Raw genomic sequence first — 21,257 nt, forward strand, 5'->3', positions numbered from 1 at the left:
TCGGGCACGTCGATCTTCGATCCGGTCCTTTGTGAAATCGCTTATCGCTGGTTCTGCCCTCAAGGCGGCACAGTGCTTGATCCCTTCGCAGGTGGGTCCGTGCGTGGCATCGTCGCCTCCCAGCTTGGCCGGGCTTATGTCGGCATCGAACTCCGCGCCGAACAGGTCGCCGCAAATCAGGCACAGGCAGCGCTGGGCGCAGGCCCGGCCCTTCCCGGCGGACCCGCAATATGACGCAAATGCGTGGGAGTTGGGCGTGGCGATGCGCGGGCCGGGGCGGGTGTTGTTCTGGAACGTGGCGCCGCTGCCTCATCGATAGGCTTGTGTCTTGTACTCACCGTTTGGCTTTACGCCTCCGACAACCAAATCGCCAAATATGTCCAATTAACTGAAATTCTTGAAGAAAGCAGTGATCGGCGATACCAAAGATGTCTATAAGGCCGAGAGTCAACCTGAAAGACCCAAATGAAAACTGATCTTTTCGAGAAATTCGAAGCTGCAATCTTGGCGGCCAGGCCGCCCATAGTTCGCGACGAGCGGCTTTTGATCGAAAGTGCTGGAGGAATTTCCGTCTACTACGCACCATTCGAGTACATCAATGAAAGTGCCCGCATTGTATTGGTTGGCATCACTCCCGGACCCACGCAGATGGAAAATGCCAATAAGGCAGCAAGAGTGGCACGAACGAACGGTCAATCAATCGCTGACACTTTGCGCCTGGCAAAACAAACAGCAGGTTTCAGTGGCGAACCCATGCGTAGCAACCTGATTGGTCAATTAAATCATTGGGGTGTACACGATTGGCTGGGACTTCAAGATTCGGCAGAACTCTTCTCGACCGCCCAACACCTAGTGCAGTCCACATCATTGCTCCGGTATCCGGTCTTTAAGGACGGAAAAGACTACGCTGGATCACCGTCAATGACCAAAAACCTATTACTTCGCAAACAGCTCCTCGAGCATTTCGTCGAGGAAGTTCGCAACTTGAAGGATGCCCTCTTCTTCAGCCTTGGTCCCAAGGTGCAAGGGGTTTTGGATGAATTGGCAACAACGGGAATCTTGCCACGAGACCGGATAGTGGACGGGCTACTCCATCCCTCTCCAAACAACACTTACCGGATCAATTACCTTTTAGGGAACCGACGTGGCCCATTGGTTCACGCCACGAACCCAGCCCCATATGATGAAGGGCGAACGCGCTTTAGACTCGGCCATCTCGGGTGCTGAAGCATCACACCTAGTGCAGCATATCCGCCAACGCCAACGCTTCAAACGACAACCTCATCGCCTGATCAAACCCCGGATCGATCCGCGCCGGGGCATATCCGTTGGCCCGGTTCCACGCATCGATCTCCCGCAGTTCGGCAGCAAACTCCTCGGGCGACCCAGCCTCTTTCAAGGTCGTGTCGCCCTCGCAATAGCTGAAGATCATCAACCGGGTCGGATTGGCCCAAGTCCCAAAATACGACGCGTCCTGCGCTGTATCGACCTGGGCCCAGCCCTTCTCGTAGCTGCAAAGCCCGAAATCATAGACATACCGGTCACCCGGGCAAAATTCGCGGGTGATCTTCATGCTGTCACCCAAGCGCGGGCGGCGATCGCGATCACGCAAAGGTCGCGGTAGCGCGCCATGGCCTTCGGGCTGGATGAAACCGGATTGATCTCAAAGGCTTGTAGGGCCTCGATGTCGCCCGCTTCAGCCAAAGCCACGATCTGCGCCAGTTTCGTGCGGAATCGGGCGTGGGTCGGCTTGGAAAAATCCGGTGCCTGCGGCAGCACACCGTTCTGCGCCTGATCAAGGATTGCCTGCCGTTTGCCGATCACCGGGGCGGTTGCGCCCTTTGGTTCATTTACTGCCGGCGCCGTCTTGCCCACCGGTCCGATATTGCCGTAGTCCAGCACCAAGGTCAGCCGGGCCTCCGCCTGCTCAAAGGTGGCGGCGGTCATGATCGAGGTGAAGGCAAGAGCCGCGCGATCGTTGCCGATCTGCGCCGCAAGCAAGCGGGCGAGATTATCGCCCGCCTTCTTCACGCTGGTCGTCGGCTCAATCGGGTTCTCGGAAAGGCGCTGGGCAAGCGTGTCGATTTGCGCGGCGGTAAGGGATTTGGTTTTCATGATGGACGCCTTTCAAGCGTTGGTGATGTGGGCGGAATGCCCAAGGTCTGTGACGGCGTAGATCATCGTCCGGCCGTCGCCGATCGCGGTGCCGTAAGCCTGCGCCTCGGGAAGCGTCGCGAATTGCTCGCGCGTGCGGGCGGCGGGTGTGCGGCCGCGGGCCGCGACAAAGTGGGCGGCGTTCTTGAGACAGAATTCTTCGTGGGTTGTCAGGGGTTTCATGGGAGGCCTCCGTTGCGTTGCGATGGCTGCAGACAGCGCACGAGATCGAAAGAGAACAACCATTAAGTCACTGAATAAATGAGGTTTATTGCAATACTAACGCGCCGATCATCGCTGGAAGCCTATCCCCCACCCATCAATGGGTGCGGTTGATGCGGGTGCTACTTGGTATTACTTTGCGACAAAAGGCGTGCCCTTATGACTGTGAAATCCTCGATCTCACTGACGGACGAACAGCACAGTTTCGCCAAGGAACTGGTCGAAGCCGGGCACTATTCGAGCGTCAGTGCGGTGCTGCAACAGGGGACCGACCTGCTGCGGCAACGCATGCAAGACGACGATTTTCACCGAACTGCGATGAAAGCGCTGCTGGATCAGCGCGCCGCTGGGGCGTTTGTAAGCGGCGCCCGTATGGACAGGGCCATCGCTCGCATGATCACTGAGAAACGCCGCGCTTATGCGGCTCAGAATTGAGTTCTCGGCAGAAGCAGAGCGTGATTTTGCCCTGATCTTCGACCACCTGTTTGAAAGCTACCGAAGCTTCGGCGAAAGCGTTGAAGCGGCACTGGATCATTGCGAGGACAGCATCCGCGAGATCCGTCAGGAAGCCGACCGGCTTTGTGCGGCGCCATATCGTAGTGAGCGTCACGATGATCTGCTGTCGGGTCCGCGAAATTTGACGATCGATCGAACTATCTACTGGTTCGAAGTGAACTAAGCGGAACAGCGGGTCCGCATCCTGGCAATCTTTTCGGCGGTCAGGATCACATCCGCCATATGCTGACGCGGCTTCTCATACCCTGAAACACGCACGCCCATTGCAGCGCGTCGCTGGGTCAGGCGGCGTTCTCTCAAGAAAATCATCAAGGCAGTCATCGACACCATGGGCGATTCACGCCGCACTTATGCGGCGTATCGAGGGGGCGGATTGCGCCGCGCGTATGGCGGCGGCCAATTCCCGGTTCGATGCGCTCGACGCACTCCCAGCACCGAACATTCCGCGCTGCGGCCGATTGTCTGGCTAACCGAGTCCAGAAACAAGCCGTTGACAGTTAAGGGTCGTTAGAAGTTTACAGACTTCCAACCTTCAATCTGCTCTGTTAGCTCATGTAGCATCATCGAGTAATCCTCGGGCCATTCGCTAAAGGCGCGGGCTCGAATTTCCTGTAAAACATCTTCGGGAACCCCAGGGAACTCCGCATTGAAGAAGTCTCCAGCCGCTTCTATTTGCTCGTCGAAAACGTGGACTTGCATACCAAAATCGTCGGGCCAATCCCGCAAAGCTCTTTTCATACAACAAGCTATGACTTCATTTGTCATATCTAAGGTCGTTTGGTAGTGTGTAATTCTCTCAAAGGCTTCCGACTGCTCGCTGATTACATGCGCTTGCATCGAGTAGTCGCCCGGCCACGCCACAGCAGCCCTAACCTTTATTTCTTTCAAAACCTCATTTGGAACCATTAATATCCACCTTTCTTCTGCCTTATTCGGAATTCCCCAAGTAGGCAGCCGCCTTTCGTCAAAATCGTCCATTTAGACCCGCTTATCAAGCACTTAATAACCCTAGAGGCGGACGTGGCTGGCTTACCGTCGATGATCGTCGCATCTGCCAACGTGCCCGAACGCACGCCGATGCCCTTGTCGAACAGATGTGCATTCACCTCCGCAAAGATCGCGTCGGTCAGTGGATACCAGTTCTGCAGGAAATGGACCCGCAGCACCGTCTCAGAAGCGATCGGCGGACGGCCTCCCTTCGGCTCGAACTAGGGGTAATGCGGCTCGATCAGCGCCAGAAGGCGACCCCAAGGCACGACCGCCTCTATCTCGGCCAGGAACTGCTCGCACCGTGTGATCTTCTTCTTCATCGCGTCGCGAAGACCGGGAAAGGCTGGCTGTTTCGACATCGGCAAAGCTCTTCTCAGGCATTGCCGAAATCTATCAGTTCAGGCCAAAATCTGGAGGTCTTCCAGACGTTCCTTAGCGTTCCAAAGCCGACAAGATGACCGCTTGCAGGTCTGTCCCGACACGAAGGAAACCCATCAGACGCGCGATGGCGCGCACCATGTCTTCGGGTGGCATTTCACCACTCTCGGACGCGATCAGACTGGCGGCGGCTGCGATCTCCATCGGCGGCAGGGCCGTTGCCTTGAGCAGCGTACCACTTTCGGCAGATCGGTCTCGCACTGGCGGATTTTTGGCTTGCGGGCCGGTCAGCCAGAAATCACCAATCGGTCGGATGCCGTCTGGGGCCTGACGCTGGGCATGTTTCAGGGCTGCCAGCGTCGCATCTGTGATGCGGTTTCCTGTCCGGGTTTTGCCGAACGCTGCCGACACACGCCGGGCAACTTCATCGCTGTGGATTGGGCCCTCAATCTCCACAATCCGCGACACAAGGCCCGCCAGTTGATGGATAGGCGCTTCGTGCGGCTCTATCGTGCTTTGCAGCCGGATATCCGCGCGCTGGTAGGCGGGCACCGTCAGACGAATATCGTCAATGACAATCGGTGTTGTTTCAGGCTCTTCGACGGTGCCCTCGACAACCTCGCGACCGATATTGGCACCGCGCACCTTGATCCCCTGACTCGCTGACTCGCACGCTGCTTCCAACGCCGCATCAAGACGGCGAATTTCAGTGTCACGCCGGTGGAACCAATCGGTGCTCCAGATCCGATGGAACTGCCAGCCGAGGTTTTCAAGGATATCCTGCCGCAACCGGTCACGCTCGCGCGCCCAAAGTGCGGAATGATAGGTGGCTCCGTCACATTCGACCGCAGCGATGTATTGGCCGGGCTTATCAGGGTGGCGAATGCCAAGGTCAATCCGAAAGCCTGCGCTGCCGACCTGCGGGTCCGCCTCATACCCCAACGAGCGGATAACTTCGGCCACGTCCTCTTCGAACGGGCTGTCGGCATCAAGACCGGTTGGAATGCGTTCGTCGATAATGCCGGTTTTGGCGAAATCGAGGAAGCGTTTCAGCACGCGTGGACCATCGCGGAGCGTACGGGAGGGGTCGATATCGCCAGGATCAAACGAAGCGAACACCTCGCACCGAACCCGCGCACGACTGAACAGCACGTTGAGCCTTCGCTCGCCTCCCTCGCCGTTCACTGGACCAAAGGTCATGCTGGACAACCGGCCGTTGGCCTCATGAGGTCCGTAACCCACTGAAATCAAGATGACATCACGTTCGTCGCCCTGCACGTTTTCAATGTTTTTGACGAACACATCCTCGTGCTGGCCTTCGCGTAAGAATGCATCCAGAACGGCATCCTGACGGCGGCCATGCTCCAGCACCTCGGTCAACATGTTGGCCTGCGCCTTTGAAAAGGCCACTACCCCAAGCGACAGATCGGGCCAGTCCCGCGCATGGCGGGCCATGGCGGCGACAATTTCCTGCGCCTCGATTTTGTTGGTCCCTGCTCGGCCGCCACCTTTGCTAGCGCTTGAATAGACCCCTAGCACCCGACGGAACTTCAAGCCATAGTTCTCATCCAATTCCAATGGCGACGGCGGCAACACCAGATTGTTGCCGTAAAACTCGGCGTTCGACACGCGGATTAGGGACGGATCGCGCGACCGGTAATGCCACTCAAGCATCCGTTGCCGCAAGCCGCGCGCTTCACATAGGGTCAGGATGCTCTCCATGTCCGCTGCAGAAGCACCCATCGGCGCATCGGAATCCTCGGCATCATTGTCTTCCACATCATCAACCAGACGATCGAAGAATGATGTCGGCGGAAGCTGTTTCTGATCGCCAACAACAACAATTTGCCGCGCGCGGGCCACGACGCCCAGCGCATCTTCGGGCCGGATCTGGCTAGCCTCATCGATCACCAGAAGATCAAAGGTGACAGACCCCGGCGGCAGGAATTGTGCCACCGAAATCGGGCTCATCAACATCACCGGCTTGATGCGCTGGACCATCGAGCCCGCGTTTTTCATCACCCAACGTATGGATTTATGGCCGCGTTTGCGGGCAATCTCGCCCCGGACAACCGCCATCTCTCCCATATGGCCTTTGGGCATCTGTTCGAAATGCCGTGCAAGCACAAGGGATTGCGCGTCTTTCAGGCGGTCACGTTCAAGGCCACGAAACACCTCAACTAAATCATGGCGGTTCATCGTAGCCAGTTCGTTCAGGTCCAGGCGGGTTTTGCGGGCTAGTCGCCAACGCGCCTCTGCACAGGCATAGCTGAATTCTATCTGGGCCTGCGCCGCATCAAGCCTGCCTTCAGCTACGGCATCGACGATGGCTTCGGCCCCGCCCTCTACCAATGCCTTGATGCAAAGACTAAGCGCGGTCCAGTCAGCATAGCGCGCAAGACCGCCTTGCATCTGCTCCAGCCGATAGACCAGTTGTGGCAAATGCACAGAAGCTAGATTTTCGCCTAAGCCAGCCTGCACCAGATCAAGTCCAAGCCGCGTTACAGGCACCCCCAACTTCGTTTCAGCATCCTGCCGACCCTGCACAAGTGCCGCAGCCTGAGCCGCAGGATCGGGCACTGCACCCACGGCCGCAGTCAAAGCCGCGGCCGACGTGAACACTTCGGCACGGCGCATACCAGCCAGCCACCTGGCAGCTTCCATCGTTTCGTCAAAGCGGGTCCGTTCGCCGCGCCACGCCTCACCCAGCACCGTTTTTAGCCAGGCTTCCTCATCGGCAAGGCTCCGACGCTTGCGATGCACATCGGCCAGTTGATCGACCAGAGCTAAGCGCATCGCTGGGGACTTCGGCAGCGGTTCTTTCAACAGGCTGGCGAGTTCGGCACTGACACGCCGATATGGGCCGAACAGCCGCGCAAGAAACGATGACTGCCCTCGCAGGATGCCTGCCCGCAGCGGGGACGGATCAATGGACCATGCCGCATCGGTGAAATCCGTTTCGGCAGACCGGCGCGCATTGGCCCAGTCGGCCCCGCTCGCCAACGCCTCGGTCAAGCGACTTTCCGTCGCGCGGTCGAACAACTGGGCTATGTGGGCAGGTCCAGTGGCAGGTGCGGCACCAAGCGCTGCAAGCGTCTCTGAAAGCGCGGCAATACCACCTAAGGTTTCTGGATTGGGCACTCCAAGCGCCGCTGCCAGTTCTGCTGCTTTTTCAGCAAGGCGCACTGAAGCCGCAAGCGCCGCGTCCAGTTCTTGGCCAAGGCGCGCAAGATCAGTTGGCTGAAGGTCCAGCACTGTCACCCCGGCAAAAGGATGATCCGCCGGTTCGCCGACAGCGGCAAGCGCCGCGACAAAGCGTGCGATCCCAGCACGGGTGTCGGCACGCGCGTCAGGACCAAGATTTTCGAGCCCGTCGAGCGGAATCCCGGGAGGCGACACCTTCCGGCCAATGAAACGGGTGATCTCGGACATCGCCTGAAACGGTGTCTCAGCGCCCGGCGCGATCGGCAAATGCAGGAGGTCGGAAATGCGGTTCAGGTCGTCGCGCGTCCGACGCAGACCGGCCGTATCGCTGACAGCGGGCAGCGGGCGTGTGCTCGCCATCAGGGTGCGGCCCAACTCCTGCGCGAGCGCCTTCTTGTTGGCACTGCGGGAATGCAGTTCCAAACAAATATCGCGCAGCCCGGTCTTGACCAAGCGGTCATGTACCACCGACAAAGCAGCCATCTTCTCCGCGACAAACAGCACTGTCTTGCCGTCATGGGCGGCGGCGGCGATCAGATTGGTGATGGTTTGCGATTTTCCGGTGCCGGGCGGCCCCTGCACCACAAGGCTGGACCCGCGCCGCACCTCTTCGATCACCTTGGTTTGGGAGGCGTCGGCATCAATCACCTGTATGATCTCGGCCGGATCAAGAATGGTGTCCAGTCGGTCCTCGGGCCCAAAGATCGAGGGCTCGTGCGCAAAACCTTCAGACAGGAGCCCGCGCACCAGTTCATTTTCCGCCATACCGCCTTCGGGCCAAGTCTGTGGATCAAGATCGCGGTGCATCAAAAGCTTTGCGAATGAGAAAAAGCCAAGCTGAATGGCATCGGCATCCACTGACCAGCCGGGCTTGGCCGCAATCACTTCCCGCACTTGCGCGAAATACTCTGCGGGTGTCCAATCCTCGGCTTCGCCAACTTCAGGCAACATCAGGCCGAAGTCTTGCTTGAGACGTTCCTGAAGCGGCAGGTTGGTTGAAAGATCATCATCGCGGCAGCGGATATCATAGGTCGAGGTTCGTTCATTGCGCACCAGTTCCACCGGAAGCAAAATCAGTGGTGCCTCGCGGTTGATTTGGGATGAATCGTCCTCGCGCCAGACCAGAAAGCCCAATGCCAGGTACAAAATGTTGATGCCCTGTTCTTCCTCGGCCGTTCGGGCGTCGGTAGCAAGGCGCAACAAACGGCGCTGCAATGCATTCGGGCCCAGCGGCGTTTCCAGATACTGATCGGTATGGCGCTCTGCACCGACAGGTTGGCCATCATCGGGCAAATCGAACAGTGTATCCTGATCCTCTGCTTCACGGTCCTTGCCCATAGCCTTGAACCGCATACGACGCGTACCACCCAGCAATTGCGAATAGACCTCAACTGAGCGCTCATTGATCACGTTCAGGCAGTTCGCCCGCTGATTGGCGCGGTTGACATGGATTAAGCGGTTGCGCGTTCCAGTTTCCAGCAACTTGCGCCGCGCCGCTTCAAGTACGGAGGTGACATGACGGTCGGAGCCAGAGGAATTCATTCCCATGTTTCAATTGCCTTCTCATAATCCATTGTCGAAATTTAGTTTTCACCCGCGACACTCGCCACATGATTGCAAACAACACTTTATTCGCTAGGGGAACAAGGAGGAACCTCGCGGCGGCCTCCAGCCCATCAAATTGAACAAGCGCATCATGACGATTTCAGGCTGGAGAAAATGGAAATTCTGTCGCTTCTTATACTGCGTGTTCTCGACCATTCTATTAGTGCCCCAGTGTCGGCGTATCGCTCTTCAGCATCGCCGAGCCTTGATTAAGCAATACGATCTGCTGATCCTGCGGACGTCTTGCCGAGGGATCGGTATCCAATCCCAACCGCTTCAGCGCATAATAGAGCATAGCCCTTCGAACGTGGATTGTTAGCCGACCATCGATCATCCCATAATCCAAGGCGATAGCGGCTCTTTGCGGTGGTGAAAGCTCGGGATGCGGGCCGATTTCAAGAGCCGTGATTTCCGACCAATCCGCGTCCGTAGCTTGATCCACGCCGCCTGCCCTGATGGCTCGCGTGCCAAGCATGCGTGACAAAACAAAATCCTTGAAGCATTCGTCGACCTCGCACCACGCTCTTGCATGCCAGCGAAAACCATCAAAGGCCAAAGCATGCGGCGCCATCCACCGCCACATCGGTTCGGGGCGCGAAAACGATTGATAACGCACTTCCAGCGCCTGTTTGCGCCCGATTGCCTCAACGACAGCACGCAGGATTTCTGCATCCACACCGCGCACAGGAACGGGGGTGGCATCATGTGCCGGTGGTGCTGACAGCCAGCTATCGGCTTGCGCAATCAACCCGGCGCTGACCGCCCGCAAAGACGAAAGATACCGGTTGGCATCGGGTTTGAAAAAACGAGGCGTGAAGTCCGGTGCACGCTCGTAGCTACGAACACGAACATTGTAGACCATGTTGCCAGGGGCAAGGTCCGAATACTTTGTCAGGTCACCAGAGGCCTGATTGACCGAGACCTGAAACGTTTCGATCAGGTCGGACCGGTTCACCTGCCCCTGCCAGAACAGCCGGAACTCGATGAATTCAAGGCGTTGCTCGACACTCCAGCGCAGTTCGCTGACTTCCTTCGCCACCAAAGCCTCCTCCAGCATAGCAGATGGTGTATAACCAGTAACTAGACAGGGTAGATATTTTGCCGCACGATAGCAAGATCGAATCGGTTCAGCCGCGTTTGGCAGTCCGAGGAAATGGTCTCAGGTCACGTTAGCGGAACAGGACGGTTGAGCGCATGAAAATTGACCCGATCCTGACGGCCCACCCTGTCACCGGTGCTGTGCGGCACATCACGGCAGATCTGCTAGGCGCAACCTATCTTGCCCCTCGCATGCCCGCCTTCGACCTGACGGTGGCGTTGCAGCAGGGCCCGTCACCGTGGCGCGACAGCTTCACCGCCGCACCCGTAGAAACTGCAATGGCAATTGAGCGCGGGATCGTCGCGCTTGCCCGAGCGACCAAAACGCTTTCGCCAGAGGCAATCGAGATGCGCGATTTGCCGGACGGCCGCGCGCGACGGCATCTGTCGGCGCTCGGCGATCTTTGGCGGCAAATGGGTGACGCCATGCCGGATGATCTGGGGGTCTTGGCGCATATGTTGTGCTCGGAACCAGACCAAGCCGTCGAAGCCTTGCCCGTGCTTGATCCAACGGCTTGCGCTTTTTCCGATCCGGCGGAAGTCGCGCTGATCGAGAGGCTTGTGGCACATCACGGATCGGCCCCGCCGGAAGCGCGCGCCGCTTGGCAAAGCAGCAGAGTTTCCCCGCACGCCAATGCGACCGGTGCCTTGGGGCACCTTCAGGCGAACTTGACCAGCAACTCCGCGCCTGTAGACCCTGACAGCAGCTTAGCCGTTTTCGGCCTGCGCGATCCCATTGAGGAGGTCTCCTTCGCCGCGGCCCGCACCCGGCAGTTGTTGGACAGCAGGGTCATTTCTGCGCCACAAGAAGTTGGCCTGCTGATCCCGGACGACGCCATCTATCTGGAACAACTTGCACAATCGTTCGACGCTCTTGGGCTGCCACTGGCGGGTCTTCCCGTCGAACCGGCGTCGCGTGACCATGTCGGTGAACTGTTGACTGCGGCCTTAGCAATTCTGCGTGGTCCGGCCCCCAGAACAGCGCTTGCCAGTCTTTTCACCTCGCCCTTGGCGCCCTGGAGCGCAGATCAAGGTGCACTGTTGGCCAGAGAGACGATGGAGAACGGCCGATCGCGCAGCGCAAAGAGCCTAGAGGGGATTTCTGCGGAGCTGGTCGATACCTTGCGACCAGTCGCAACGACGGCGCGCATGATGGCACGTTTGCAGGCGATTGCAGCGACTCTGCCAGACCTCCAGGCCAAGCGCGATTTCCGTTCGCGGGTCGCACTGATCGGGGCAAGCCAGAACGACGAGGCTCCCGACTGGACATCAGCCTTGCGCAAAGCGGCAGCACGCCCGAACGCAAGCTCAGGGTCGGACCGATTTGTCGAAGGAGTCAGCCTTTTCACCGAAAGCGCTTTGCCATGGCGCCCAGTGCGGCAATTGATCGTGCTGGGCATGGCGGGCCGCGCCTGGCCGCGCCCGGCGCCAGCCAACCCGCTGTTCACCGACAGCGAAATAGCACAGATCAAAGAGCATACCGGTCTGACGATGCGGACCCGGGCCGATGTGTTGAACCGCAGGCTGGAGTTGTTCCGCCGCCAGCTTTGTGCCGCCAGTGACGGCGCCACCCTGCTGGTACCCGCCCGTGATGCTGCGGGAAAGCCGCTTGCGCCTGCCACCGCCCTAACCCTAATCGGACGGGCACTCAGGGCGGCGAAGCCGGAGGATTTGGTGACAGACCTGCGCGCCATGACCCTCGCGGCTTGGCCGGTTGCGCACCGGTTGACTGTACGGCTGCCGGGAGGCGGCGCGCCTGAAGTCCCCGACACCGGGATACTGCGGATTGGCACTGATCTTCTGCGGATCAGGCGCGAAGACGATGGGCGAGGCAGGCCGCAATCACCTTCGCGGTTGGAGACGTTGATCGTCAGCCCCCTCGCCTGGGTTCTGGAGGAACTGGGCGCAAAAGACCGGACCTGGGCACCCGAATGCCTTGACGTGCTGGTCCTTGGCAGCATCGTGCATGAAGTGCTGGAAATCCTGTTTCCGAAAGCCGCGCCCATTCCTGACATGGCACAGATCGAAGCAGGGGCCGATGCGGCACTGGACACAGCCATTGGTATCCACGCCCCATTCTTGTTGGCAACGGACTGGGCGGCGGAACGCGCAAGCCTGGCCCGTGAAGTGAGGCGTGTGGCACTAAGTTGGGCGCGGTTCCTAACCGCCAATGGGGCCGAGATCCTGGACAACGAGTTCCAGCTAGTGGGCGATCAGCGCGGTCTTCGCATTGCCGGGCGTGCCGATACGCTGCTGCGGCTGGCCGATGGGCGGATTGTGATCGTCGATCACAAACGGTCCGCCTCAAAGGGGCGGCGCGACCGTATGGAAAAGGGCTGGGACCTGCAGGTAGCTCTTTACCGGGCGATGATGGAACGGCCCGAAGTGGATACCGAACTGACCCGGCGTGTGACGGCTGGAGTCAGCCCCGTGACTGCGTACCACCTGACCAATGACGGGACTATCCTGACCGGGCCTGAAGGCGCAGGCATTCCCGGAGCGCAGGCGGTTGTGTCAGACATCGCAGAACATGCGCTTGACCACCTTGACCAGACCATTGCCGCAGTCGGCGCGGGCGATATCATGTTGAACCGCAGCGGCGATGCGAAACGCATCCGAAAAGACCGGGGCATCACGCCCTACTCGCTGGAGAAAAATAGCTTTCTGGCAGCCTTCACCTTGAGCGACCTTGCCGAGGAGCCTGCCGATGATGAATGACCTGACCCTTGTGCCCGCCGGTGCGGGATCGGGCAAGACCCACAGGATCGAACAGGAACTGGCCGGGCTGGTGGAGCGCGGCAAAGTCGGCGCAAGCCGCATTCTGGCCGTCACCTTCACCGAAAGCGCTGCCGCCGAACTACGTGGTCGTATCCGGGGCGAGTTGATGAAGCGCGGCCGGATCGAGGATGCGTTGGCGATCGACCGCGCCTATGTCGGCACCATACACGCGCTGGGCCAACGCCTGTTGACCGAACACGCCTTCGCCGCAGGGCGCAACCCGGACGCCCGTCTGGTCACCGAGGCCGAACGTGACCTTCTTATCCGACGCGAAGTTGGTCGGTCTGCCGCCCTACTTCCAATCATCTCGGACCTTGAGCGGTTTGGCTATGCCTGGGACCGCGTCAGTGGTGACAGCGCAGAGGACGGTTTTCGCAAGGCGGTGCTGAAGACTACTGATCTTTTGCGCGGGCTTGGCAATCGGGCCATGGACCCCGACATCGCGGCCGGGGCGCTGGACTTCCTGCGCCACACTTATGGCGACTGTGACCCCGATGGCGCTATGCTTGAAACCGGCTTGAAGCAGGCTTGCATCGACTTGCTAAGCGCCTTTCCTTCCTGCGTCGCGACGCCGGAAATGGCAAAGGCGGCGCGTGATGCGTTCTGGTCGGATTTCCGAAACCTGCGCGATGCGGCGCACAAACCCGACGAGTTGACCCGCAACTGGCCACTTTGGCAAAAACTGCGGGGGCTGCGCATGACCAAGCGCGGTTGCCCGACCCCGCCTGGCTATGACGACCATGCGCAAGCCGTGATGACCGCCGCCGACGGGTTGTTGCGCCATCCGGGGCCGCTGCAGGATGCCCTGACCCATCTTAGGGCGCTGGTACAGGGAGTTCAGGGTGCACTGGCCGCCTATGCAGGGGCCAAGCGGCAGGTAGGTCTAATCGACTATGCCGACATGATCGCCGACACCGAAGATCTCTTGCGCAGCCAGCCCGTTATCCTAGCGTCTGTCGTGGCGGAAATCGACTGTGTCGTGATCGACGAGTTTCAGGATACGAACCCGGTGCAATTCGCCCTGCTGTGGCGGCTGGCGCAGGCCGCCCCGCGCGCATTGATCGTCGGTGACACCAAACAGGCGATCATGGATTTTCAGGGCGCCGACCCACGCCTTGCTGCGGCGCTGGAGGCCAAATTTCCCGCTTGCGTCCAGCCGCAGGACCAAAACTGGCGCAGCGATCCTCGGATCATGGCCTTCATCAATGCCATAGGCCCTAGGCTGTTCCCGGGTGCCTATACGCCCCTCGCCCCGACGCGCGCCGAGACTGGCGTAACGGCGCTGGAGGCGATATCTCGCCCGAGTTCATGGACCGACAAGAAAGATCACACTGCTGATTGTGCCGCCGACCGGATCGCAGCAATCTTGTCGGACGCTGAGCAGGTCGTCTGCCCGGTTGAAAAGACGCGTCGTGCCGCAAGACCTGCCGATATCGCGGTTCTTTGCTACACTCGGGCGCAGGGTGCCAAAGTGGCCGATGCCTTACGCAAACGCGGGCTGCCTGCCCGTATTCAAAGCGAAGGATGGCTTGAGGCACCCGCCACCTCCGTCGCTCGCGCGGCAATCGCACTTGTGGCTGATCCCGACGACCGGCTAGCCGCCCTCGGCCTTGTCACGCGTGGTCCTGCACGGATGCCTCTGGCGCAGGCATTGCGCGCGACAATCGACACCACCCTGGATGACCATGCTGACCTTGAACGCCTGGCTGAAATCTCAGCGCTGGTGCGGGATCTGCCGGTTGGTGATCTGGTGCCTCGCATCATCGCCGCCGCCCGCCTGCGTGATTGGGCCAAAGGGCTGGCGGCACCCGAACAGGCGCTGGCCGACCTTGCACGGCTGGAGGCAGAGGCCCGCGTCTTTGACCAACTGCCCGATGAACTGAAATCCGCGGCAGGCTTCTTCGGATCTGGCCCGCAGGTTTTTCTGGGCTGGCTTGCTGCCCAGACCGAGCGGGATTTCGACCGCCATCCCGACCCCGCCGGTTGGTCCGCGCCGGGGGTCGAAGTGGTGACATGGCACGCGGCAAAGGGACGCGAATGGCCGATCACGGTGGTTCTGGGCCTCGATCAGAAGATCGTGGAACGCCCCAACACCTTGCGTGCAGATTTCTCAGATTTCGATGACCTGAGCCACGTGCTTGAAAAAGCGGGCCTGCACTGGACACCGAATTTAGCCGCCCCCGAAAAGCAACTACCGTTTCAAGAGGCGCGACAGGCGGCCGATGAGGCTTCCGCGGCCCGCCTGATGTATGTGGCCCTGACCCGCGCGCGCGACCGCCTGATCCTGATGGTGCCTCCTCCGCCCTCAAAACCTAAGGACCGGCCCGAACGGATGATCGACCTGCTGCGTGATCGCACCGGGCTAACCTTAGCCATGGATGGAACTGGCCTGAAGGCCTGCGATTCCGTATTTCCGGCACGCATCACCGCGCTGGGCCGGGAGTGGGTCGAGCCGCCGATGATCGCAGAACCAGTCGACCCAGTTGCCAGCTTTGGCATGCTCCAGCCGCATGCCGGTGGCGGCAGGACACCATGGCGGCAAAGCCCGTCCACACTTGTCGCGGCTTTGGACGGCCCCGCGCCGCACCTCCAACACGCGGATCTGGGCGCCAGAATTGGTGTCGCGCGCGATGGCATTGGTTTGGCTACCGATCGGGGCACCGCCTGGCACCTCGCGTTCCGCGTGCTATCCGAACGACCAGAGATGACAGCGCGACTGTCTGCAGCCACGAGGCTTGACCCGGCAACTCTGAACGCCATTGCCGCGCAATCAAGCGCGATACGCGATTGGCTGGCGGCACAGGGATACACCCGACTGCACCATGAGCTTCCTCTACAAATCACTTCACCGGACGGCTCACAAATCAACGGCGTTATCGATTGTCTGGCTGAAGGTCAGGAGGGTTACGTCATCATCGACCACAAATCCGGACCCTGCCCGGACCCTGACACCCGTTTCGCAACCTATCTTCCACAATTGCGAGCCTATGCCGCCGCAGTCGAACACTGCTTGCCGGGCAAACCCGTGCGGCTGCTTGCAATCAACTGGATGAACGAAGGCCGTATCTCCAGCCACCGCATTTCCGAACGTGAAAGCGTCACATGAACCGAGCAGCCTGTCGCCGTCGTACGTTTACGCGGCGGAGATCCAACCCGCCGACCGACACCCGCCCAGACCGTGAACTTCGACCCCCTGCTATTGTTTGGCTGACCTGACGGGTCGCGGCCGTCGCCACTTTCAACACTGCCATCCGACTTATCGATTAACAAACACAGGCTAATCCGAATGCGCATTATTCACACCGCCGACTGGCACATCGGTCAAACCCTGAATGGCTGGAACCGTGAGGCGGAACATCGTGCCTTTCTGGGTAATCTGGGCCAGTTGATCGCTGACCATCAGGTGGATGTGCTGCTGGTGGCGGGCGATGTGTTCGATGGGATCAACCCGTCGGGTGATGCCCAGCGCCTGCTTTACGGCGCGCTGGCGGACTTCCTGCGCCAAAGGCCCGGCCTTACAGTGGTGATGATTGCCGGAAACCACGACCCTGCCGGGCGGCTGGAGGCACCCGGCGCGGTGCTGCGCGCGCTTGGCGTGCATGTCGTGGGCACGATACAACGCCAAACCGGCGGGGTCGACATGGACCGCCACCTGATCCCGCTGCGGGATGCGGCAGGTGTGACGCGCGCGCATGTGCTGGCCATTCCGTTTCTGCGTGCTTCTGATCTGCCGGGCTTGACCCTTGGGGCGACGGGTGGCACTGAATCGGCCATCGTGACTGCCACTCGAGCCCTGCACGCGCAGATGACCGATGCCGCAATTGCTTGTGCCGGTGGCGTGCCGGTCATCGCGATGGGGCATCTGACCTGTGCGGGCGGGCTGGAATCCGAAGGGGCAGAGCGGCGCATCCTGATCGGCGGCGAACATGCCGTGCCGCCCGATATCTATCCGCCGGGGCTGTGTTATGTGGCGCTTGGCCATTTGCACCGCCCGCAAAGCCTTGATGGCGGTCGCGTGCGGTATTCCGGCTCTCCCTTTCCGCTTTCGGCGACCGAAATTCCTTATGATCACGGGGTGACGCTGATCGACCTGACACCGGGTGGGATGACCATCACGCATCTGCCGATGGCGCGCCCTGTCGATGTGTTGCGCCTGCCCGCTGCGGGCGCGCTGACCCCGGCCGAACTGGACGCAGCGCTTGTCGACTTGTCACTGGATGCCGGGCTTGCACCGGATCTGCAGCCCTTCGTCCATGCCGTGATCCGCGCCGAACATGCCGTACCGGTGGTTCTGGCTGAGGTTGAGGCGGTGTTGGCCCGCCATCCCGTGCGGCTTGCCGATATTCACCTTAGTCGACCCGAGACCGCGACTATCAACGAGCCTCCTCGGGCAACGCTGGCGGAAACCTCGCCCGAGGTTCTGTTCCTTGCCGCCTTCCGTGATACGCATGGATTAGACCCAGACGGCCGCCATCTTGCGGCCTTCCGTGATGCTCTAGCCGAGGTCTGACCCCATGCGCATCCTTTCTATCTGTGCCCAGAATATCGCCAGCCTCGCCGATCGGTTCGAGATCGATTTTACCGCCGAACCCCTGCGCTCGGCCGGGCTTTTTGCCATCACGGGCGAGACGGGGGCGGGGAAATCGTCGATCCTCGACGCACTTTGTCTGGCGCTTTATGGCGAATGCCCGCGCCTGACCATGGGCGGAAGTGGCGACGAGGTACCCGATGCGGGCGGTGATCCGATCCGAGCGCGCGATCCGCGTGCTGTGCTGCGCCGGGGCGCAGCGCAAGGATGGGCTCAGGTCACCTTCGTCGGCGTGGACGGTGAGACATACCGTGCCGAATGGTCGGCCCGTCGCGCACGCGACAGAGTTGACGGCAAGCTGCAATCCGTCTCGCGTGCGGTGATCCGGGCAAGCGACGGGCAGGTGCTGGAAAACCAGTCCACCGCTGTCGCCCAAAAGGTGCAGACGCTAACCGGCCTCAGCTATGATGAGTTCCGCCGCACCGTTCTTCTGGCGCAGGGGGACTTTGACGCCTTCTTGCGTGCTGACACGAATGATCGGGCGGCATTGTTGGAAAAGGTCACCGGAACTAGGCTCTACCGCGACATATCTGCCCGTATCTTCGAGCGGACTGAAGCAGCGCGCACCGAACACAAGGAGCTGGAGATTCAGCGCGCAGCACACCGTCTGTTGTCCGACGATACCATTTCCGCGTTGACGGAAGAGCGGATGATACTCGCCGGGGCAATCGAGGCTGGGAATGCTGCGCGCGGAACAATCACGGCGGATCTGGACCGGCATCGCAGAATCGTGGCGGCGCGCGCTCTGTTTAATGAGGCCGTACAGGCGGTCGGCAAGGCCGATGCCGCCAGCGTAGCGGCGCAGCCGGACCGCAACCGTTTGTTGCAGATCGACAGCTGCGAACCCTTGCGCTTGCCGTGGCAAACGGCGCGAAGCACTGAAGCCGCCTGGTCAAGCGCAGTGCAGACCCTTGCCGTGGCCGAAAGCGCGGTGTCGGCGGCAGAGGCCGAAGTACTGACCCGGCGCAGCGCGGCAGAATTGTCCAGTACAGCGCATCAGGCAAAAGAGGCTGAATTCAAGACCCTCGGCCCGATCTGGAGCAAGGCCGCCGCGCTGGACACTCAGATCGAAGGGGCAACGGCAGAGCTTTCAAAGGCAGACGCCGTTGCAATGAAGGCCGGGGCAGACGCAGGGACCGCGCAAGCAAAGGTTGCCAACCTGACGCAGCGTGAGGGTTTGGCCAGTGCCGCATGGGCTGACGCATCCGCGCTGTTGGCAAATCTTGCCCCCATCGCGCCGCTTGCCGCGCGGTGGGCGGACATCGCCCGCGATCTTGCCGAACGAACCCGCACCCTGCAGGACGAGAAAATCGCCCGCACAGCGTTGGCGGCGCTTGACACCAAAGCTGCGGACTTTTCCCGGCAACTTGCACTACTTGAGGCTGACGATACGCAGGATCGCAACACCCGGACCGATCTTGTCGCGCAGGTCGAAGAGTTTGCCGCCCTGATTGTCACGATAGAGGCGGACCGCCCGCAAGACTTTGCCAACCGGCTTGCCGATCTGGCGGACACCCTGACAACCCTTGACCGGGCCACGCAGGATCATACCGCAGCCGTGGCAGCCGTGGCCATTGCCACAGCAAACAGGATCAACGCCGAAGCCGATGGCCAGCAGGCCGCAGCCGAGATTGTCGCGCAGAACACCGCTTTTGTGCGGGCCGAGGCCGCGGGGCAAAGCCTGTCAGCACCGTTGGAACGGGCCTCGGCTGCTGCATCGGAAAATGCACAAGCGCTGCGGTTGCGCCTTGTACAGGGCGAACCCTGCCCCGTCTGCGGCGCGACCGACCACCCGACCCTTGCGGATGCTGCCCTTGCCAATCTGGCGCACCAGTTGCGCGCCGATCTGGAGGCCGCACGGCAGGCTGGCGCAGCGGCGCGTCTTGCGCTGAAAACTGCCGAAGGTCAGGCTGCCAAAGCCGCCGCTGTCGTGCAACATGCGTCGGATGCCAGCGCAGAAGGTTTGGCGCGGGCGGAAGAAGCCGCCAAGATTTGGCAGGTCGCGCGCGACAAGGCGCTCGGCTCCGGTCTTTGCTCCGATCTGCCCGATACCCCTGCAGACGGCGCGAATGCTGTGGCGACTGCGCTGGCGGAAGTGGGCCAGCGGCGGAAGGCTCTGCAGACCACTTTGCTGCAGATCAGCAATCTGCGCGACGAACAGACGCGGGCCACCGTGGCGCGGAACGATCTGACCACGCGGATGGAAACGAGGGGCGCCGACCGCGCGCGCCTTGCGGGCGAGGCCGCACAGACCGGCCAACAGGCCGCCCTGACGCAGCAAACCGCCCGGGCTGCGGCGCAGCGGCGCGATAATCTGGATGCCGTTTTGTCGCCCCTGCTGATGCTGGCGGGCGAAAGCATCGCCGCACTTGGCACCGCACCGGATGCGGTTGCAGCCCGGCTGCTGGACCAGATCAATGCGCATGGCGCGGCGACAACGGCAATGGCCGCCGCCGAGGTCGAACTTGCCACGATCCGCCCTGCGCTCCAGACCGAAACCGCGCTTGCGGCGCAGGCGGTGGTGGATCTGACTGGCCTGAAAAACGCGGCAACCGACCGCCGGAATGCGCTTGCGGTGCTGCGCTCGGATCGTGCGGGGCTGTTGAACGGCGAGGCGACAGACAGCCACCGGACGCGGTTCAACGACGCCCGTCTTGCGGCGCAAACGGAACAGTCAACCGCTGCGACGGCGCTGGCCGAGGCCGCGTCGAAACTGGCGCACGCCGCGGGCCAAAGGCAGTTAGCCGCCAGCCACGTTGCCGACTGCAATCTTGCCGCGTCCGCGGCGGGCAATGCGTTGCGCGCCGCGCTGGCCTTGACCGATCAGACAACCGCAACGCTCGACGCGACATTCGCACTGGCGCAGGCCGAGGTTGACCTCCTGCGGACCGCACTTCGCAAACTGGATGACGACATGACCGCCGCCATCTCGGCCCGAAACGCGCGGCAGGCCGATCTGGACGCCGCCGAGGCGACCGGCCTACCCGAAACCCCGGCCGAGGCCCTGCAAGATGCGCTGGCCACCCTTGACGCCCAACAACGCCTCCAAACCGAACGCAGGGGGGAAATTGGCGGACAGCTGGCCGCCGACGCAGCATCCCGTGCTGCACTCAGCGGACTTGAGGCAGAAATCTCCACGGCAAAGGCAACGCTGGAGGTATGGCAGGCCGTCAACATGGCTGTCGGATCGAAGAATGGCGATCGCTTTGCACGGCTGGCGCAATCAATCACGCTGGATGTTCTAGTGGACCGCGCGAACCACCATCTGCGCGATCTGAAGCCCCGCTACCGCCTGAAACGGGCAGGCACCGAACTGGCGCTGAACATCGTCGATCAGGACATGGGGGATGAAGAACGTTCCACCCGCAGCCTTTCGGGCGGCGAGCGTTTTCTGGTGTCGCTTTCGCTGGCGCTTGCGCTGTCCCGCATGGGCGGCAGCGGCGGTCTGGCGGCGACGCTGTTCATCGACGAAGGCTTCGGGTCTTTGGATGCCGAAAGCCTTGATCTGGCCATCGACGCGCTGGAGGCGCTGCAAAGCCAGGGGCGCACTGTCGGTGTCATCAGCCATGTCGATGCGATGAAAGAACGCATACCCGTTCAGATTCGCGTAAAGCGTCAAGGCGGAGGGCGCAGCAAGATCTCCGTGGAAGGGCCAGGCACGGAGTTGATGTGATCGATCGGCAGTACCGGCTGCAGTTGTTTCGCCCATGGTAAAGATCCCCGA

General features: G+C 61.0%; 14 protein-coding genes and 1 pseudogene. 8 read left to right on the top strand and 7 right to left on the bottom strand.

All coding sequences use genetic code 11. The features are described from left to right. Both WBB85_RS00450 and WBB85_RS00455 read left to right on the top strand, forming a co-directional pair. Positions 1-234 (top strand): DNA methyltransferase (locus WBB85_RS00450; RefSeq protein WP_432636655.1); only part of this gene is annotated, 234 nt, incomplete at its 5' end. A 231-nt stretch (positions 235-465) separates the two neighbouring features. Continuing rightward, complete coding sequence (locus WBB85_RS00455) at positions 466-1,227, top strand: hypothetical protein (RefSeq protein WP_432636656.1); 762 nt, start codon at positions 466-468, stop codon at positions 1,225-1,227. Positions 1,228-1,237: 10 nt separating this feature from the next. Here the strand turns inward: WBB85_RS00455 and WBB85_RS00460 are convergent, their stop codons facing one another. Genes WBB85_RS00460 through WBB85_RS00470 form a run of 3 tightly spaced genes read right to left on the bottom strand, consistent with a single transcriptional unit; the run spans position 1,238 to position 2,337 of the window. Continuing rightward, positions 1,238-1,573, bottom strand: a complete 336-nt coding sequence (locus tag WBB85_RS00460; RefSeq protein WP_432636657.1) for a hypothetical protein — start codon at positions 1,571-1,573, stop codon at positions 1,238-1,240. Further along, on the bottom strand, positions 1,570-2,115 hold the full coding sequence (locus tag WBB85_RS00465) for a hypothetical protein (protein ID WP_432636658.1): 546 nt from the start codon (positions 2,113-2,115) through the stop codon (positions 1,570-1,572). The genes WBB85_RS00460 and WBB85_RS00465 overlap by 4 nt, the downstream gene beginning before the upstream one ends. A gap of 12 nt (positions 2,116-2,127) precedes the next feature. Continuing rightward, complete coding sequence (locus WBB85_RS00470; RefSeq protein ID WP_432636659.1) at positions 2,128-2,337, bottom strand: hypothetical protein; 210 nt, start codon at positions 2,335-2,337, stop codon at positions 2,128-2,130. 198 nt (positions 2,338-2,535) lie between these two features. Between WBB85_RS00470 and WBB85_RS00475 the strand changes: the two genes are divergently transcribed. Both WBB85_RS00475 and WBB85_RS00480 read left to right on the top strand, forming a co-directional pair. After that, the gene (locus WBB85_RS00475) at positions 2,536-2,811 is read left to right on the top strand and encodes a ribbon-helix-helix domain-containing protein (RefSeq protein ID WP_432636660.1); all 276 of its coding nucleotides are present in this window, start codon (positions 2,536-2,538) and stop codon (positions 2,809-2,811) included. Next, on the top strand, positions 2,795-3,055 hold the full coding sequence (locus WBB85_RS00480) for a type II toxin-antitoxin system RelE/ParE family toxin (RefSeq protein WP_432636661.1): 261 nt from the start codon (positions 2,795-2,797) through the stop codon (positions 3,053-3,055). The genes WBB85_RS00475 and WBB85_RS00480 overlap by 17 nt, the downstream gene beginning before the upstream one ends. 344 nt (positions 3,056-3,399) lie before the next feature. On the opposite strand, the gene WBB85_RS00485 is transcribed toward WBB85_RS00480, so the two are convergent. The 4 genes and pseudogenes from WBB85_RS00485 to WBB85_RS00500 all read right to left on the bottom strand — a co-directional run bounded on the left by WBB85_RS00485 (position 3,400) and on the right by WBB85_RS00500 (position 10,108). Next, positions 3,400-3,870 (bottom strand): hypothetical protein, encoded by a 471-nt coding sequence (locus WBB85_RS00485; RefSeq protein WP_432636662.1) that lies wholly within the window; start codon positions 3,868-3,870, stop codon positions 3,400-3,402. Between the two features lie 158 nt (positions 3,871-4,028). Beyond that, positions 4,029-4,241 (bottom strand): annotated as a pseudogene (locus WBB85_RS00490) (IS5 family transposase); the annotation flags it as partial. Between the two features lie 73 nt (positions 4,242-4,314). Continuing rightward, positions 4,315-9,012 (bottom strand): DUF3320 domain-containing protein, encoded by a 4,698-nt coding sequence (locus WBB85_RS00495; RefSeq protein ID WP_432636663.1) that lies wholly within the window; start codon positions 9,010-9,012, stop codon positions 4,315-4,317. A 217-nt stretch (positions 9,013-9,229) separates the two neighbouring features. Beyond that, positions 9,230-10,108 carry a WYL domain-containing protein gene (locus WBB85_RS00500; protein WP_432636664.1) on the bottom strand — a complete coding sequence of 293 codons (879 nt, stop codon included), beginning with the start codon at positions 10,106-10,108 and terminating at the stop codon, positions 9,230-9,232. Positions 10,109-10,263: 155 nt separating this feature from the next. Between WBB85_RS00500 and WBB85_RS00505 the strand changes: the two genes are divergently transcribed. From WBB85_RS00505 to WBB85_RS00520, 4 genes are all read left to right on the top strand, one after another. Next, positions 10,264-12,885 (top strand): PD-(D/E)XK nuclease family protein, encoded by a 2,622-nt coding sequence (locus WBB85_RS00505; RefSeq protein ID WP_432636665.1) that lies wholly within the window; start codon positions 10,264-10,266, stop codon positions 12,883-12,885. Further along, positions 12,875-16,051: a UvrD-helicase domain-containing protein gene (locus tag WBB85_RS00510; RefSeq protein ID WP_432636667.1), complete on the top strand. Its 3,177-nt coding sequence runs from the start codon at positions 12,875-12,877 to the stop codon at positions 16,049-16,051. The genes WBB85_RS00505 and WBB85_RS00510 overlap by 11 nt, the downstream gene beginning before the upstream one ends. 180 nt (positions 16,052-16,231) lie before the next feature. After that, the gene (locus WBB85_RS00515; protein ID WP_432636668.1) at positions 16,232-17,455 is read left to right on the top strand and encodes an exonuclease SbcCD subunit D; all 1,224 of its coding nucleotides are present in this window, start codon (positions 16,232-16,234) and stop codon (positions 17,453-17,455) included. Between the two features lie 4 nt (positions 17,456-17,459). Continuing rightward, the gene (locus WBB85_RS00520; protein ID WP_432636669.1) at positions 17,460-21,206 is read left to right on the top strand and encodes an AAA family ATPase; all 3,747 of its coding nucleotides are present in this window, start codon (positions 17,460-17,462) and stop codon (positions 21,204-21,206) included. Positions 21,207-21,257: the final 51 nt, after the last annotated feature.

It is taken from the genome of Albidovulum sp. (assembly GCF_049646345.1).
Lineage (GTDB): Bacteria > Pseudomonadota > Alphaproteobacteria > Rhodobacterales > Rhodobacteraceae > Albidovulum.

Excerpts from the sequence above, each read along its gene's own strand:
- WBB85_RS00510 (WP_432636667.1), top strand. The coding sequence starts at position 12,875 with ATGATGAATGACCTGACCCTTGTGCCCGCCGGTGCGGGATCGGGCAAG.
- WBB85_RS00495 (WP_432636663.1), bottom strand. The coding sequence starts at position 9,012 with ATGGGAATGAATTCCTCTGGCTCCGACCGTCATGTCACCTCCGTACTT.
- WBB85_RS00460 (WP_432636657.1), bottom strand. The coding sequence starts at position 1,573 with ATGAAGATCACCCGCGAATTTTGCCCGGGTGACCGGTATGTCTATGAT.
- WBB85_RS00515 (WP_432636668.1), top strand. The coding sequence starts at position 16,232 with ATGCGCATTATTCACACCGCCGACTGGCACATCGGTCAAACCCTGAAT.
- WBB85_RS00470 (WP_432636659.1), bottom strand. The coding sequence starts at position 2,337 with ATGAAACCCCTGACAACCCACGAAGAATTCTGTCTCAAGAACGCCGCC.
- WBB85_RS00505 (WP_432636665.1), top strand. The coding sequence starts at position 10,264 with ATGAAAATTGACCCGATCCTGACGGCCCACCCTGTCACCGGTGCTGTG.
- WBB85_RS00485 (WP_432636662.1), bottom strand. The coding sequence starts at position 3,870 with ATGGACGATTTTGACGAAAGGCGGCTGCCTACTTGGGGAATTCCGAAT.
- WBB85_RS00465 (WP_432636658.1), bottom strand. The coding sequence starts at position 2,115 with ATGAAAACCAAATCCCTTACCGCCGCGCAAATCGACACGCTTGCCCAG.
- WBB85_RS00520 (WP_432636669.1), top strand. The coding sequence starts at position 17,460 with ATGCGCATCCTTTCTATCTGTGCCCAGAATATCGCCAGCCTCGCCGAT.
- WBB85_RS00455 (WP_432636656.1), top strand. The coding sequence starts at position 466 with ATGAAAACTGATCTTTTCGAGAAATTCGAAGCTGCAATCTTGGCGGCC.
- WBB85_RS00480 (WP_432636661.1), top strand. The coding sequence starts at position 2,795 with ATGCGGCTCAGAATTGAGTTCTCGGCAGAAGCAGAGCGTGATTTTGCC.
- WBB85_RS00475 (WP_432636660.1), top strand. The coding sequence starts at position 2,536 with ATGACTGTGAAATCCTCGATCTCACTGACGGACGAACAGCACAGTTTC.